Source organism: Candidatus Neomarinimicrobiota bacterium, from assembly GCA_017656425.1.
Lineage (GTDB): Bacteria > Fidelibacterota > UBA2242 > UBA2242 > B5-G15 > JACDNV01.
The window spans coordinates 146,610-163,745 of record JACDNV010000004.1 but is presented as its reverse complement, the minus strand read 5'-3'; the positions used below and the strand labels follow the sequence as shown (position 1 = coordinate 163,745).

13 protein-coding genes are annotated in these 17,136 nt (G+C 30.8%); 10 read left to right on the top strand and 3 right to left on the bottom strand.

Going from position 1 to position 17,136, the window contains the following annotated elements:
* Window positions 1-721 precede the first annotated feature (721 nt).
* From H0Z29_04470 to H0Z29_04460, 3 genes are all read left to right on the top strand, one after another.
* The gene (locus H0Z29_04470; protein MBO8130760.1) at window positions 722-1,099 is read left to right on the top strand and encodes a hypothetical protein; all 378 of its coding nucleotides are present in this window, start codon (window positions 722-724) and stop codon (window positions 1,097-1,099) included.
* A gap of 86 nt (window positions 1,100-1,185) precedes the next feature.
* Entirely contained in the window at window positions 1,186-3,792 is a 2,607-nt protein-coding gene (gene mutS / locus H0Z29_04465) for a DNA mismatch repair protein MutS (GenBank protein ID MBO8130759.1), read from the top strand.
* A gap of 3 nt (window positions 3,793-3,795) precedes the next feature.
* A complete protein-coding gene (locus H0Z29_04460) occupies window positions 3,796-4,803 on the top strand; it encodes a hypothetical protein (GenBank protein ID MBO8130758.1) in 1,008 nt (335 codons plus the stop codon).
* Here the strand turns inward: H0Z29_04460 and H0Z29_04455 are convergent.
* Complete coding sequence (locus H0Z29_04455) at window positions 4,781-6,439, bottom strand: DUF814 domain-containing protein (GenBank protein ID MBO8130757.1); 1,659 nt, start codon at window positions 6,437-6,439, stop codon at window positions 4,781-4,783. The two genes, H0Z29_04460 and H0Z29_04455, sit on opposite strands and share 23 nt — an antisense overlap.
* A gap of 135 nt (window positions 6,440-6,574) precedes the next feature.
* Between H0Z29_04455 and H0Z29_04450 the strand changes: the two genes are divergently transcribed.
* On the top strand, window positions 6,575-8,011 hold the full coding sequence (locus H0Z29_04450; GenBank protein ID MBO8130756.1) for a hypothetical protein: 1,437 nt from the start codon (window positions 6,575-6,577) through the stop codon (window positions 8,009-8,011).
* A complete protein-coding gene (locus H0Z29_04445; GenBank protein MBO8130755.1) occupies window positions 7,974-8,351 on the top strand; it encodes a hypothetical protein in 378 nt (125 codons plus the stop codon). The genes H0Z29_04450 and H0Z29_04445 overlap by 38 nt, the downstream gene beginning before the upstream one ends.
* Window positions 8,352-8,358: 7 nt before the next feature.
* Here the strand turns inward: H0Z29_04445 and H0Z29_04440 are convergent, their stop codons facing one another.
* Entirely contained in the window at window positions 8,359-9,180 is an 822-nt protein-coding gene (locus H0Z29_04440) for a hypothetical protein (protein MBO8130754.1), read from the bottom strand.
* Window positions 9,181-9,363: 183 nt separating this feature from the next.
* Between H0Z29_04440 and H0Z29_04435 the strand changes: the two genes are divergently transcribed.
* From H0Z29_04435 to H0Z29_04420, 4 genes are all read left to right on the top strand, one after another.
* Window positions 9,364-10,509 carry a glycosyltransferase gene (locus H0Z29_04435; GenBank protein ID MBO8130753.1) on the top strand — a complete coding sequence of 382 codons (1,146 nt, stop codon included), beginning with the start codon at window positions 9,364-9,366 and terminating at the stop codon, window positions 10,507-10,509.
* Between the two features lie 119 nt (window positions 10,510-10,628).
* Complete coding sequence (locus tag H0Z29_04430; GenBank protein ID MBO8130752.1) at window positions 10,629-11,843, top strand: SLBB domain-containing protein; 1,215 nt, start codon at window positions 10,629-10,631, stop codon at window positions 11,841-11,843.
* A gap of 13 nt (window positions 11,844-11,856) precedes the next feature.
* Complete coding sequence (locus H0Z29_04425) at window positions 11,857-12,975, top strand: hypothetical protein (protein ID MBO8130751.1); 1,119 nt, start codon at window positions 11,857-11,859, stop codon at window positions 12,973-12,975.
* Window positions 12,976-12,988: 13 nt separating this feature from the next.
* Window positions 12,989-14,425 carry an oligosaccharide repeat unit polymerase gene (locus H0Z29_04420; GenBank protein ID MBO8130750.1) on the top strand — a complete coding sequence of 479 codons (1,437 nt, stop codon included), beginning with the start codon at window positions 12,989-12,991 and terminating at the stop codon, window positions 14,423-14,425.
* Here the strand turns inward: H0Z29_04420 and H0Z29_04415 are convergent.
* Window positions 14,409-15,419 (bottom strand): glycosyltransferase family 2 protein, encoded by a 1,011-nt coding sequence (locus H0Z29_04415; protein ID MBO8130749.1) that lies wholly within the window; start codon window positions 15,417-15,419, stop codon window positions 14,409-14,411. The genes H0Z29_04420 and H0Z29_04415 overlap by 17 nt on opposite strands.
* A 558-nt stretch (window positions 15,420-15,977) precedes the next feature.
* On the opposite strand from H0Z29_04415, the gene H0Z29_04410 reads away from it, so the two are divergent.
* Window positions 15,978-17,114, top strand: a complete 1,137-nt coding sequence (locus H0Z29_04410; GenBank protein ID MBO8130748.1) for a DegT/DnrJ/EryC1/StrS family aminotransferase — start codon at window positions 15,978-15,980, stop codon at window positions 17,112-17,114.
* The last annotated feature ends 22 nt before the right edge of the window (window positions 17,115-17,136 follow it).

The following is a 17,136-nucleotide window of genomic DNA, read 5'->3' as shown; positions in this document are numbered from 1 at the left end:
AAGACAGTTTGCATTTCCGCCGTCATTGCGAGCGTAGTGAAACGGAGCGAAGCAATCTCATCTTATTGGGATGGCGAGATGGCTAGATAGCTAGATGGCTGGATAGCTTGATGGCTAGATAGCTGGATAGCTAGATGGCTGGGTAGCTAGATAGCCGGATGGCTAAAATGTAAGTGGCCTGACAGGCTGTCAAGCTAACAAGCTAACAGGCTATCAGGCTATCAAGCTAACAAGCCAACAAGCTAACAGGCTGTCAGACTAGCAAGCCATTAAGCTGGCAGACAACGGGCTAACAAGCTAACCAGCTAGAAAATTAACTTAGTGTAAATACTTCAGTAGCCCCTGTCATTGCGAGCGAGCGTAAGCGAGCGTGGCAATCTGTTGTGTTTGAGCTGATAACAGTATGTTTTAATTATATTACTACTTGCATAGATGATTGCTTCGTCGCCCCAATGGGATTCCTTGCAATGACAGTTTCATAATACATTAAAAAAATTCTTGACAAAAAAAACGGTTTTGTAAAATCAATTCAAGTTATAAAGGGGCAGAGAAAATTGTGGGGATGGGGGTTGGCGTTCTGTGAAACTGGAATGTCGGATTTTATAATCCGACTGAGAAAAGAAAAGGGGAGGGATGAGTCAAGAGGAGGTTAGTATTTCTTTACAATTACTATACCGATTCACTTAAGATTTTACCAGATTCAACATATAATTTACTATTATTGACACAAGAGGGGGATACTATAACTGGAGTAACGAAGGTACCAAAAGATTTTGATATAACAATGAACGATAATTTGAAAATTAGCTGGGATTCTAGGGAAGGTACGCAGGCTTATTCATTAATTGTTTCTCAAAAAGAAGAGTCCGGTGACTGGTTACCGGTGATAGATGAAACTTTGTATGTGAACTTCTATATCATTAATTCTGAAGTAATTGAAACCGATGATTCTATTAGAGTTGAGGTAGTTGCTTTTGATGAAAATTATTACAATTATGTTGTAAAAGAAATGGATGCTTCAGGTGTTGTAGGAGCTTATGGCGTTTTTGGATCCGCTGTTAGAAAAGAGAGAAGTTTTCTGATTTCGGATTTCAAATAAAAACTTTTAAAGAATTATAAAACTTTTAAGCTTACTAATCACCCTATAAATTTTTATATTTCAACAGAGTAAAGCTTTTTATGAATATGGCAAAAGAAGATTTAGTATCAACACCAGTAATGAAACAATACAGAGAAATAAAGTCGAGATATCCTGATGCAATTTTATTGTTTCGGATGGGGGATTTTTATGAAACATTTGAGGAGGATGCAAAAATAACATCCAGAATTTTAAATATTACACTTACAAAACGTGCAAATGGCAAAGCTTCGAAGGTTCCTCTCGCCGGTTTTCCATACCATGCTCTTGATAGTTACCTGCATAAGTTGCTTGAAGCTGGGCTGAAGGTTGCAATTTGCGAACAGGTTGAGGACCCAAAGAAAGCTAAAGGTATAGTAAAAAGAGAAGTTGTTGAGGTAATTACTCCGGGAACAGCGATTACTGATAGATTCCTGGATACCAAGGAAAATAACTATCTTGTTTCAATTTATAAAACTCAGAAGGGTGTTGGTATAGCTGCTATAGATGTCTCAACAGGAGAATTTTATTTAACTGATTCGGATGATAAAAGTTATAAAGATACTGTAAGTACTCTGAAAGCATCCGAAATTATATGCCCTGAATCGGATTATAAATCCATTGAATATGAATTTAAGGGAAAGGTTCTACGTGTAGCAGAGATTGATGACTGGGTATACTCTTATGAGTATGCTGAGCGAACGCTTAAAGAGAATTTTAAAACTGAGACATTGAAGGGATTTGGAATTGAGAAATACAAGCTAGGTATATCAGCAGCAGGTGCTATAATACACTATCTACATCAGAATAATCAAAAAAGCCTTGAACATGTTGTAAAAATCCAGCCTCTGCTGGAAAGTGACTATGTCCTAATAGATGAATTTACAAAACGGAATCTTGAGATATTTCGAACAATGCAGAGTGGTGAAGTTAAAGGTTCCCTGATCTGGGTAGTTGATCAAACTGTTACAGCATCCGGGAGTCGGTTATTGAAAAAATGGTTGGCTCATCCTTTGAAAAATCCACAACGTATTAATTCACGCCTTGATAAAGTTGAATATTTTTATAATAACACCGATAAAAGAGAAAATGTTCGTAATTTATTAAAAGATTTTTCTGATCTTGAAAGGTTGCTCTCGAGAATAAGTGCAAATAGAGCCACTGCGAGGGAGGTTTATCAGCTTAGAGAAACTCTTAAGCTTATACCTGTAATACTAAAAGAGTTTGAAAAAGTAGATACCTTCAAAGAACTTTTGTCAGGCATAAATATTCCAAAAGAATTAATAAAAATTCTTGATGATGCTATAAAAGACGAGGATTTACCGACAGGTATACATGAAGGTGGATTTATCAAAGAGGGATTCAATGAACAGCTTGATAAATATCGAAGAGTTTTAAGAGATGGTAAAAATTGGATTCTGGAATTGCAGGAAAAAGAAAGAGCCAGGCTCGGTATACCCTCACTCAAAATTTCCTATAATAAAGTTTTTGGATATTATATAGAGGTCACAAAGACGCACATTTCCAAAGTGCCAGAGAATTATATAAGGAAGCAGACTTTAGTCAATGCTGAGAGGTTCATTACGCCAGAGTTGAAAGAGTATGAGGAAATGCTACTCAATGCTGAGGAAAAAATATCCGAAATCGAATATGAGATATTTCAATTTTTAAGAGAGGAGATTTTAAAATATGTTGAAGATATTCTTAAAATAGCAGATGTAGTCTCTCAGATAGATGTATTCTCATCTCTTGCTTATATCGCTATAAAAAACAATTATACAAGACCCGTAATAAATGATTCGTCCAGAATCTTTATAAAAAATGGTAGACACCCGGTTGTTGAAGCTCTACTACCTTCTGGAGAGAAGTTTATACCAAACGACCTTGATATTGATAACCAGACAAAGCAGATACTTATTATAACAGGTCCTAATATGGCAGGCAAATCCACGTATCTCCGCCAGGTTGGTCTGATAGTATTACTTGCACAGATTGGTTCATTTATTCCGGCTGAGAGCGCAGAAATCGGTGTAGTTGATAAAATTTTTACTCGGGTAGGAGCAAGCGATAATCTCGCAGCTGGTGAATCAACCTTCCTGATGGAAATGATAGAGACAGCAAATATTTTGAACAATGCCACTCCAAAATCGTTAATACTTCTTGATGAAATTGGGAGAGGGACATCGACATACGATGGAATAGCTATAGCCTGGGCTGTGACCGAATATCTTCATAACAATGAAAAGATAGGCTCGAAGACGCTATTTGCAACACATTATCATGAATTGACAGAACTGGAAAAAATATTACCAAGAGTTATTAATTTAAATGTAGCTGTTAAGGAATATGGTGATAAGGTGATATTTTTGAGAAAGATTATTCCAGGTGCATGCGATAAGAGCTATGGTGTTCACGTAGCACAAATGGCTGGTGTCCCAGTCGAGGTAACTCTAAGGGCAAATGAAATTTTATCAAATATATCTCGTGAAGAAAGGGTATTGCCAACTGAAAAGGATATATTTCAGAAATTAGATAAAAATCCTGACCAACTCAGTTTGTTTAATCAAATTGAAAGTAAAATTAAAAAGGAACTCTCGGAGATAGATATAAATTCCATTACTCCGCTGGAGGCTTTGAACAAACTTAATGAATTAAAAAAGAAATATGGGCTTTAAAGCTTGAGTAGAATATTATCAATACTATTAGTTGTGTTTAATATAATATATCCGATACAGACGAAATATACAGGTGAGTTTTTGAAGTTTGGCGCGGGTGTTCGCGAGATTGGATTAGGTGGAGCTGTAATAAGTAATGCAAGTCCTGCTACTGCATTTTATTGGAATCCAGCGTTAGCATTAAAAAGTGAAAGGATATTATTTCAGGTTACACATACCGAAGAATTTGCCGGTATTGTTAATTATGATTGTGTTAGTTTATTGATACCGGGCAGGAACGGTTACAGCTATTCAATTGGCTTAACAAGGGTTGGTGTAGATAGCATTCACAATATATCCAATTTTATTGAGATACAGGGTGTGGAAAATTCTTTTAGACCCGATTACTCAAACATGAAATTTTTTAATACTGCTTTCGGTGCCCTGTATTTTTCAATCGCTAAGTTGAAAAGTGAAAATATTTATTATGGAGTTACTTTAAAGATTCCATTTGAAAAATTATATAGAGCCCGAGCATGGGGTATAGGTATTGATATTGGAATTTTGCGTAATGCTGGAATGTTTCAAATAGGCTTTGTCGCAAAGGACTTCTTCACGACTCCGATAATATGGGATGATGGTGAGAAAGAACTGATTCTACCATCATATTTAGCAGGTGTTTCAATAAGGATTAAACCCGGGAAATTTATATCATATCTTGAACCATCTATTGGTTTGGATTTCTCAGCAGGGAAAGAGGAAAATGATAAAGCTTTTTATCTATTAGTTGGTAACGTAAGATTGAGGTTCGGGTTAGAGATCGGAATAAAGAAGAATTTTAGTCTTAGAGCGGGCAGGGATGATATTGGAGACTATACAGTTGGGGCTGGAATTAATACAAATGTAATTAAACTTAATTATGCATTTGGGTTTGGCAGGATTTATAGAGAGCTGGGTAATTCTCACAGGGTTGGTTTATCTATTGATTTAACAGAATTCAGGAAGGCTTTTATTGAATGGCTTGAGGATTGATTGGTTCTACCATTATAGATTTTTCAAATTTATAAGCAGCTACTCCAGGCTCAGATTTCTTCGGTTTCCATACATACTTCTTTTTTGTATATATAACAGGAATAAGTTTTGAATTTTTGTCTTTACTATTGAATGCAGCAAGTCCTGCAGCAATTTTGATTATCTCTTCAGGAAGATTATCGGCTTTTTTAGGGTTTCTTATTATTACATGCGAGCCAGGGACATATTGAGTGTGGAACCAGAAGTCATTGGGTTTAGCTATGTTGAAAGTGAGTTCATCATTATCCTTTGCACTTCTTCCTATTAAAATTTCCCATCCTTTATAGTTTATTTGCACATAGAGTAATCGTTCCTGCTGTTCCTTCTTTCTAACAACGGGTTGATATATTGATTTAATTTTTTTGGTATATTCTTTTAATTCCCGCCATATTTTTATTTTCTCAATTTTTCCGATCAGTTCCTTTGCTCTATTTATTTTATTTTCTGTTTCGTTAATGGCTTTAATTAAAACTTCTTTCGAATTCTCTATATTTCTTGCCTTTTGAAAATACTTTTTAGCATTTTCTTCAGGACTCAATCCTTTGATTAATGGAATTTTAATTTTCTCTTCTGGATTGGTTAACCGTGGAAGAATTACAAAATCGGATTTCTCACTTACTCTATTATAGTTTGCAATTATAGTCTCTGCCCATTCCCTGTAAATATCTGGAGACTTTATATTCTTTAGATCATTTTGTTGTCTTACAAGTTTTCGCTCATTGAGAGAAATATATTTTTCGAGAATTTTAATTAAATTTGTCTTTTCTTGACGGAATTGAAAATCGCTAAAATATCGGGAGATATATTCATTTGTTGCGTTTAGACAGTTACCGAAGATTTTGAAATCAACTTTTTTCCTCGATTCGAGATTTATTAAGCTGAAAATGGGTAATTCGTCATAATATATGTAGAAATTTTTTTGATTTATTTCATCGAAAATTTGTTTTATACTGTTAATTAATTTTTCAATCTGTATATCCTTTAACGTCGATACCTGTTTTTTTTCGTCGATTCCAGATCTGTAGCAGATTTCCTGGATTAATACTTTATCAAATCTGCGATTATAGTAATTTTTTAGTAAGTCGATTATTCGTTTATCCTGAAATTGGTTGATAAATTGATTTAGATCCTCATATTGCAAGAGTACTTCTTCAGGATTCTTAAAATTATGTATTAAATCTTGACTGATTACAGGGATTTCCCTTTCTTTTTTTTTAAATGAATCGATAAAGTCATAGTTTTTTGAAAAAAGAAAAACATTTCCGTTTATTCCGTAGCAATTAAATAGTAAAAGGTAGTTACTAGATTCAAAATCAAAGATTATTTGTCTATCGTTGATATTGATTTTTATACCTGTAATTTGCAGACCATGTATTTCTTTAAATAGAGATACTTTTGATTTTGGATAGGGCGTTTTTTCTTTAATTGTTAAATATGGGAGTGGATTTGTTATTGAAAACACAATGCAATTCCCATTAGAGATTGCAATATGTAGTTTGCCCTTTTCAAAAGTGAAAATCGATGTGACAAAAAGAGATCTGAATTTTGAGTTTAGGTTATCGCTTAGATATTTTAAATGAAAGTAAGAATTGAACATAATGCCACCATAATAACAAGGCAAAATTTAATTAATTTTTAATCATAAATGATTATATCATTTTTAATCTTTTATACATGATTTACCGAAGTTATCCATATAAATTTAATTAATTCAAGTAAGAGGGAGTGTAAAATGAAATGGAAATTAAAAATTTTAATTCTATTGTTAATAGGGAATACTTTTGCATATGTTCCCAGACCAAGCACAGGATATCCTGAAGTTCCGTATTTATATGAAATTTATAATTTTACAACTGTTAAGTCTCTTGTATATCCTGATTACTCATTAGGAATGTATGTTGATAAATTTGCAGACTTGAATTTGAATCCAGTCTATATTGTGAAGTTTAATAAAAATTCTATCTATTTTGATTTTGGAAGCACATATAGTTATTATCGGTCATACATACCTCTATATACGAGAATTGGATTTGATATTGATGATTTTTATGGTCCAGGATGGCTGTATTACAGTTATTATGGCTTGATCGATCAGAGTCCATTGTATAATTTGGGATTGGTGTTTTCACCTGGTAATAAGTTAAATCTTTTTATTTATAATCGCGCTATATTTGATTATGGTGCGTTTTACGGTTATCCTAGCTATGGAGAGATGGATCGGGGGGATTATTTCTTACAATCTCTTGGTAACGAAGTGAAATATGATACCAGCGCTATTTTTGGTAAAAAGAATCAGCAGGAAATATTTGGATTTCAGCCTGGATTAATAGCGGGATATGAATTGAATTCAAAAATGAGCATTGCCTTTAAACTGGAATATCTAAGTGTTAATAGAGATGGTGAAATGTACAACTCTTACTGGAAAGAGAACCCTCATAATTACTATTATTATCTTGATGATATTGATGTGGATATATCAGGAAAGCATATGTTACTTGGGATTGGGCTTCTTTATAAATTGACGGAAAAAATAAGTACTGGAATTTTCGCTGGGACAATCTTCGGGAATTCTTCTCAAACAGAAAATGCCATGGATACTTCTAAAACCTGGAAAGAAAATGCCTTGAATCCAGATTATTATAACTTTAATTATAGATATTACGACTTCTGGAAAGCGAATGAATCTGATGGAAAAAGTAGGTATCTTAATTTTAATATAGAAAACAGACTGAACGAAAAATTTATAATAAGAACAGGCTTGTTGTTTAGATCTTCTTCGCTTGATTATTCGATGAAATTTCTTTCCGATGATACGTCTTATTCAGATAAAGTCTATGATTATTATGATGATAGTGATGAAAGTTATCATAAACGGAGATTCCAGAATTATAGGAAAAGCATAGGTAATTTTAATGGAGATGGGAATAAGGAATCTAATAATTATTCAATTTTTAATTCTTTTATATTCATGCCTGATGATGGGATCAGGATTTTCACCGGCATATATTTAAGTAAGCACATTGAAAAGATAAGAATCAGTGAGAGGTATCTTTATACGGATAGCATCTATACTGTTTATACGATCTACAAACCTTCTGACTCTGGAAATTTGGTAGATTATGAAAGATTGTATGAGTTTACAAAAGAGTATAAAAAAATGGTATATTAATGTCCCCATTGGAATGGAATTAAGGTTATCCAATAATTTTAACCTTCTACTTTCCGTATCTTTTAATTCCAGTCTAACAGAATATGAAACGACTGGTAAAAGATTGTTTCCCTATAGAATAAGAAAATACTGGGAGAACGGGGTCCTGAAGATTGATGATGAGGAAACTAATCGATTTGAATTGTATACAGAAACTCCACCAACGGAGTTTGACAGATACATATCGACTGGACTGGGACTTGAATATTCTGTCAAAGATAAATTTAGGGTATATTTGAAGACAGGTTCTGATATTTCTTTATCAAATCGGTGGACCTTCGGGTTTGAATATAACTGGTAAAGAGATATTATTCTGATTCTGCTAATTTGATTTTTAGTTTTAAATTAAGGTCTCTATACATTGAGTTATCTGCACCTGGTATCTTTCTGCCCGGAGGAGTTGATATTGGTACTCCGCCCCGTCTATTGGGGAAACCAGCTCCCGGGTGATTAAACCCACCTCTTATTCCTTTATGGAATTCTGGTAATTGTGCTCTGGATTCGAGCGTCAAATTAATGACACCCCTTGGTTTTATATTTAGAGAATAGGATGAGTAGTCAGTATTGTTGTAAATTGGGTATCGAAGTTCATACACAAACTGATCTTCGTATGTACCAATAGAGACTCTTATTCCATCTTTGTTATCGAAACCAAGTATAATGAAGTCGTCTTTTTCGGGTCCACATATCTCTATTCCAGTCTGTTGTTTTTTTGTAATTTTTATCATTTTATTAATATCAAACTTGGGCTTATTTCTTTTCCGGTTGAAACCATGTGGTGGAGTAAAACCTTCTTGATCATAACCTTTACGAGACTGTGCCATTCCAAGAGGGTATTTTATGCCATATTTTGCAGATTTCAGTCCTTTTCTTTTCAACCATACGGTAAGTCCATTCATTAATATTTTCCTTACAATTTTTTGGTCATTTGTTTTAAGAACAATGTATAAGAATGAATCGTTATTAGCGACCGCAAAGCCGGAATTGATATCTTTGATGTAAATAAATTTTTCCCAATCGTCAAGTTTAGCATCGATGGTAATATCGTTTCGAAATGTAGAGGAAACCTTATTATTTTTACATGAAAATAATAGTAAGGATGTAAATAAAATTAGAGAAAGACGTTTCATAAATATCCTCATTTCCAGTTGAATATTATGACAATCAATAAAGTTTATAGTTAAATTTTGAGTGAGAATAGAATATTTGATATGTTCTATTTTTTTCTTAATTTAAAAAATGAAGGTAATTGGAATTATCAGGGCATAAAGAGTTAGATACATAAATATTAAAATAATTGAGGATAAAAAATATTGAAGAAAAAGAAGAGAGTTTGTCATATTAGTACAGTGCATTCTTTGTTTGATCCTAGAATTTTTTATAAAGAGTTGCGTTCTTTACATAAAGCAGGTTATGATGTTTATTATATTGTTACATTCGAGAGAAAAGAAATTATTGGTGGAATTAAAATCATTCCATTACCTACACTACCAAATCGCTTTTTTAGAATACTATTTAAACCTATGATTGCATTGATAAAGGCTATAAAAATCAATGCAGAAGTATATCACTTTCATGATCCTGAATTAATAATTGTTGGTTTAATTTTGAAGATAGTTGGTAAAAAGGTTATTTATGATGTTCATGAAGATTATTCGAATTTTATAAAGGAAAAATATTATATAAAATTATCAATTATAAGGGAATTATTATCTATTACTTTTGATATATTTGAAAAATTTGCTTCAAGATTTTATGATTTTGTTATTGTTGCTACTGAACATATTAAATCAAAATTTAGAAATATTAGTCAAGATAAAACGATTATCATCCAAAATTTCCCCATTCTATCCATTATAAAGAAGTATAAAGCTAAAAAAGAAAAAGTATATGAAAGCAATAAAAATAATTTTATACTAATAATTACAGGATTACTAGATGAGAAAAGAGGGATTAAAGAATGTATTAATGCTGTATACATAGCTAATAAAAAAATTGGAAAGGAAATTTTTTCTTTGTGGTTGGTAGGGAAGTGGGGGAGTAAAAAGTTTGAGCATGAATGCAACAATTTAGATGGTTGGAAATATGTCAGATATTTAGGGTATTTGAAAGTTCAAAATGTATATGATTATTTAGTTGAGGCAAATGTGGGTTTATGTACATTTTATCCGACGGGAAATAACAAGTTTAGTCAACCTACGAAAATATATGAGTATATTAGTATTGGATTGCCTGTTATAATATCTAATTTTGATTATTGGAAAAAAATGTTTACCAATTATGGAATTTTTGTTGATCCATTAGATAGTAATGATATAGCGGACAAAATTATATATTTATACAGTAACTATGATAACATTAAAAATAAAATAAAAAAGATGAAAAAAGAGTTTGTCTGGGAAAGCGAAGAAAATAAATTACTATTTACATATAGAAAATTATTTAAAGGGAAAATATGATAATAACAAGATGTGATATTATTGTAGAAATAAGAAAGTACAGGGAATTGAATAATTAATATTTAGAAAAATTTTTGTGTTGGTTGGTGGTAGTGATAAAATAAATATGGAGTGGAATTATGATTAAGGTAATTTTAAAAATTTTTTTAACATTTATTTTTGTTTCTCAAATTGCTTTTATGCAAATGCAGGAAGAAGGTAAAAAGGGTACAATTTATGAACAACCTACTGGTTACTTAATGGGCGAGGTGTCGTTGAAACAAAGATTTATATTAGAGAAAGTTATTAATCCTGAAGATTACATAATAGGCCCAGGTGATGAATTTTATATAATGATCGTAACCGATATCTCTTTTGATTATAGAACTAGAGTTAATCCAAATGGGTATATAGTTTTACCTGGTGTCGGAAAATTTAGGTTGGCAGGTATGAACTTAAAGGATGGAGTGGAAAAAGTAGTAGATATTATTAAAAATAATGGGTATAAAGAAGCAAAGATTATTGTTGTTCTATCTGATATTCGTAATTTTAAAGTTCAAATTTTAGGTGCAATCAATAAGCCAGGTATATATACTATAACCCCAGTCATTAGATTAAGTGAATTAATAGATCAAGCGGGTGGATTTAATAATTTGGCAAAACAGAATGAAATATTGATATTTAATAATAATAATGAGGTAGATACTGTAGATTTTACAATGTATTTGCTTACCGGAGATCAAGAAAACAATCCATTTCTAAAGGAATGCAAAATGATTTTTATTCCTTTTGGTAGTGTTGATAGTGAATGTGTTGAAGTAAGGGGAGAGGTGTATAACCAGGGATATTATGTAGTTAAAAATAATGAGACTTTGAATGACTTTTTATTGAGATTAGTTAATGTAAAACCAACAGCTGATCTATCAAAAGTATTAATAAGAAGAAAAGTCAGTTCGGAAAGAGAAATAATTCAAGTTTCATCAGATAATTTCGATGATTTTATATTACAGCCTGGTGATGAGGTTGATATTTTAGCGATGGAAGGTGTTACGGTGTTGGGCTATGTTAAATTACCAAGGAAATATGGCTATATACCTGGTTTAACTGCCCATGATTATATTGGAATAGCAGGAGGTGTAACAGAAAAAGGAAGTCTTAATAAAGTTACGGTAATTCGTAAAAATGGGGAAATTGAAAAAGGACTAAATGTATTAATAGAGCGGGGTGATATTATAATGGTTAAAAGAAATAATCGGGATATACTTGTAGGAGAAAGGTCTTCAATTCTTGAAATAACTGCGTCTTTAATGTCTGTATTTCTAACATATCTAGCGGCAACTAAATATTATAAGTAATCAGGGGGTACATATGAGTAGGAATAATAACGGTTTAATTGGTCTAATATATTTACTTTGGAAGAATAAAGTTATTCTAATAGTAATAGTTTTAAGTTTTACCATGTTATCGATAATCATTAGTTTGCTTCTACCTAAAACTTACAAAGCTGATGTCACTGTTTTAATTAGTAAATCGAGGTCTTTTTCAATCCCGGGAATTGAAATTTTATCAAACCTTGGAATACCAAGTGGAATTGGATTAGAGTCGAATCTGAATAAGGTCATGACAGTTTTAAAAAGCAGGACCTTATTAGAACGAATAATTGAAAGATTTCAATTACAAGAGAGATATAGGACAGATAGCTTCGAAAAGACCCTAAAGAAATTAAGAAGTAATGTTAAAATCAATGTTGGAGAAGAATCTCAGATAATTATAAGTGTATTTGATAGAGATAAATATAAGGCAGCTGAGATTGCGAATTATCTTGTGTATGCTGCAGATAGTATTTTGAGAACTTTAAATTATGATGTAGCATACGAAATAAGAACAATTTATGAAAATAAGTACAAAGAAGTGATTGATAGTATCAAGTTTTATGAAAATAAATTAAAATTATTCATGGATAAATATAATGTAATAAGTTTGCCAGACCAGTTGGAATCTTGGATTAGTATGTTAGCAGAAGTTCATGCACAATTAGCGGTAACCGAAGTGGAATACAATGTTGCATTAAAAACATATGGTAGAAATACTCCCTCTGTTAATCAGTTAAAAATGAGAATTGATGCATTTCGTGATAAATATAACGAGCTATTAAACAATCCGCATAATGAAAAATTAATATTTAAGTCCGAAGAGGTTCCTAAGATTGAAGTATTATTTTCTCAGATAAGAAGAAATCTAACATATTATACTAAAGTATTAGAATATTTAGGACCTGTATATGAACAAGCCAGGCTAAATGAAAATAAAATGGTTTCTATAATTCAAGTTGTAGATAAAGCTATTCCACCAGAAAGAAAGGCTAAACCGAAAAGAGCTAAAATTGTCGTTTTAACTTTCATTTTTTCATCATTGTTAGGTATTTATTATATTTATTTTAAAGACAAGTATAATAAACTCAAAGATAGAATAAAAAAATTCAATTAATAAGAAATATTCTATGAATAAAACTATAGAAGATGCGAAACTCTTTGATTATGATAAATTTTTGATTATTATACTTCCGATTATAAGTTTACTATTGTTTATATTTGTTAATGAGGAAATTGCTTTACTATTTGGATTAGTGATTTCCTCTATATTGGTTTATGAATTAATTATTTACAATGAGCGATTTATCTATGGTTTTAATGGATTAAGAATTTTATCGTTTCCCTCATTATTACTTTTTTCTTATACAATTTTTATCTCTATTCCATCTATTTTTGTTATAACTAAAACCACTAATGAGATTGAAAACATGTATTTCTTTTCTATTTTATCTTTTTATATATTATTTCCGATCGGATTGTTAACATCCAAATATTTATGGGATATTAACATAGATAAAATAAGCAAAATGTATTATATGAAAATAAAAAAAAGCGAATATGATCATATTTTCTATAAGTTGTTAATTCATTTGTTAATACTATGTTTTGCCCTATTGTTTTTATATTTAATAAGAATTAAAAAGATACCTCTACTGGAAATGATAAAAAATCCAAAATCTTATGCTTATATGTGGGCTTTAAGGGAAGAGGCTTTTAAGTTATTGGAAGTGAATATAATTGAAAAATACTTATATTCATGGAATAGGGACCTTTTTTATCCACTTGGAATCGTGGGCAGTTTATTTTTATGCATTTTATACAAAGAAAATAAATATAAGGTGTTATTTATAATATTTTTAGTTACTGGACTTATAAATAATGCTATTACGACAGCAAAAGCTCCTGTAGCTCAAATTTTTTTATCTCTTATCTCCTTTTATTTTTTAAAAGAAGGTAAAATTAAATTTAAATACATAGTTCTTGGTTTACTGTTAATATTTGCATTCCCCATTGTTATATATTACTTTACTACGAATCCACTGCTTAGAAATACTGAAACTATATTAAATGCTTTATTTTATAGAGTATTTTTAGCCCCTGCTGATGTTCTATACCAATACTACAAAATTTTCCCGTCAATGCATGAGTTTCTATTAGGAAGATCCACAAAATTGTTTTCATGGTTATTTGAAGATGGGACATTTAATATAGCAAATTATGTAGCAAAAATTTGGTGGAGAATGCCATTTACAACTGGATTTGCCAATGCTATATATCTTGGAAGCGCATGGGCTGATTTTGGATTGGTTGGGGTTATCTTTTTTACATTACTGTTGGGCTTTTTAACAAATTTATTCCAGCAGAAGCTATTAGAGGCTTCAAATTATAAAAAAAATGTTATATATGTAATGTTGGTTAGCGGTTTAGTAATGAATTTTACCTTCTCATTTATTTCTGCAAACTATACAGTTTTAATTGTTTCAAAAGGATTATTTTTATGTTTTATATTTGTTTTACTCTTGATTGATTTTCAGAAATATTATAAGGCTAAAATAAAAATTTAAAGATTCCTAAGATAAGTCCCATTCCATACGTAAAATGTATAATCAAAAAGGATATTATCAGATATGTTATAGATAAACTTTTATCTTTTATTTTTAAAAGAATACTATAACTACTTATTACCAATAAGTATGGGATTATAATTGATAGTGTTATCGTAGGTGTTTTTAAAATAATTGAAATTATTATAGATAGAAATGTCGCAAAAGTAAAAATAGGTGGCAGCAAATGACGAAATAATATTGATTTGGGGTGTTTTTTGAAAATATAAGGTTTCCATAATCCAGCAATAAATTGTCTTTTAAAAAGGTTTTTAAAGTTTGATTTTGCGTATAAAAATGATTTTATTTCTGGTATAAGTAGCATTTTACCGAATTTTTTCACTATTTTATAATTTAATTCCCAGTCCTCTCCTCTAACTAAATTTTCATCAATATATCCGACTTCTTCAATCACTTCTTTTTTATACATTCCAAAGAGCAAAGTTTCCACGTACTCAATTTTAGTACCGCACCAATACTTCGCATTTCCTGAACCAATAATGCTATTGAACGCTGCCCCTATTGATTTACTTTTGTTATCTTCACCTACGAGTTTTACTACTCCCCCGATACAAGGAGCATCGTACTTTGCATGAAACATAAGACATTTTTCCAAATAATCTATAGTGAGATAGGCATGACCTGATAATAGTATTATATATTTCCCTTTTGCGTTTTTTATTCCAATATTCCATCCAACTGCTTGTATTTTCTTTGTATTTGATAGAATTTTTATTCTAAGATTTTTATGTTTTTCAACAAAATTGTTTACAATTGATAATGTGGAGTCATTACTCATGCCATCTATGATGAGTATTTCATATAGTCTTTTAGACAATGTTTGATTATAGCAACTTTCTAAACACTTTTTGATATATTTTTCTTCGTTCCTTATGGCTATTACTATAGATATTAATGGAAAGTTATCCAAAATTATTCTCTCACAAAAATTCATTTCTTTAAATCTGATAATATAATTAATAATAAAATCTCATCAAATTTTAATTTGAATATTTTTGAAATACAAAAAGTTTCTGAAAAGGTTTTTTCAATATGTGGGAAAGGAACCAAGTTACCATTCCAAATAAAAAAGGAATTTTTAAATTTTGATTAAAGATATATTTGTGGCGAAATTTAAATTATTAGAGAGCTGAGGGCATAATTCATAAAAAAGACTCATATCGATTTTTGTAATATATAAAAAATAGATATTTTTGAAATTGAACAGAATATATTTTATTATATTACTTTTATCTGGTATTTGTGATTCTCTTATAGATATTTATTTGGAATTTTAATTTTCATCTTTATTAGTTTAAGTACAACTTATAGCAATATATTTTGTTAAAAGAACTGTCTCCCATTTAGATTAAATGTAGTAGTGTTAGGGAATGAATTTGTACAAAATTTATTGGAATAATATTTTATTTATTTATAACTTACCCTGAGTAATTTTTGATAAAAGTAAATAGTATTAATTCAAAAATAATAAGAAATATAGGGAAAATAAACTATTAAAGTTCCATTTTTAGATCTAAACATACAATATAACATGATTAAAAATGAAATATGGGAAGCTTTTAATAATATTTTTGAAAATTCTTCGTTTGTTATGGGAGAATATGTTAAAAAATTTGAAAAAAAATTTTCAGAAATGCATAATGTAAGGTATTGCATTGGTGTTAGCAGTGGAACTGCTGGAAATCATTTGGTATTATGGGGACTGGGTATAAAACCTGGTGATGAAGTTGTAATACCGGTCAATACATTTATTGCCACTGCTTGGGGCGTAATATTGTGTGGTGCTAAACCTGTATTTGTTGATTGCAATGAAGAAAGTTATAATATTGATCCTTTAAAAATTGAATCTGTAATTTCTAGAAATACAAAAGCTGTTGTAGCTGTGCATTTATATGGACAGCCTGCTGATATGGATTCATTAAGCGAATTAGCGAAAAGATATAATTTGGTTTTAGTGGAGGATGCAGCTCAATCACATTTAGCAGAGTATAAAGGTAAAAAAGTGGGTGGTATTGGAGTAGCTGCATCTTTTAGTTTTTATCCAGGGAAAAATCTGGGAGCCTATGGTGAAGCAGGAGCAGTGATGACAAATGACGAGGCACTTGCTGAAAAGTTTTATTTGATGAGGAATCATGGATCTAAAGATAAATATAATCATGTCGTATTTGGACATAACTATCGAATGGAAAATATTCAAGGGGCAGTTTTATATGTAAAATTAAAATATTTAAAAGAATGGACAGAAAAAAGAAGAAAGGTGGCCAGATGTTATAATGAGTTTCTATCGGGGATAGAACAGATAATTCTCCCTAAGGAAATGGATTATTCCTATCATGTGTATCATTTATATGTAATCCAAATAAATAGAGAAGTAAAAAATAGAAAAGAAATAAGAGATAAGTTAAGAAGTTATCTTTATGACAGAGGTGTAGGTACTGGATTGCATTATCCGATACCACTTCATTTACAACCATGTTTTGAATACCTTGGATATAAAAAGGGTGATTTCCCTGTTGCGGAGGATCTAGCGGATGGGGGAATTTCTTTACCTATTTACCCTGAGATTACAAATGAGCAGATATATTATGTTTCCCGATGCATAAAAGATTTTTTAAAAAAAATGATATAGGATTTTTAAAAGGAGTGTACAA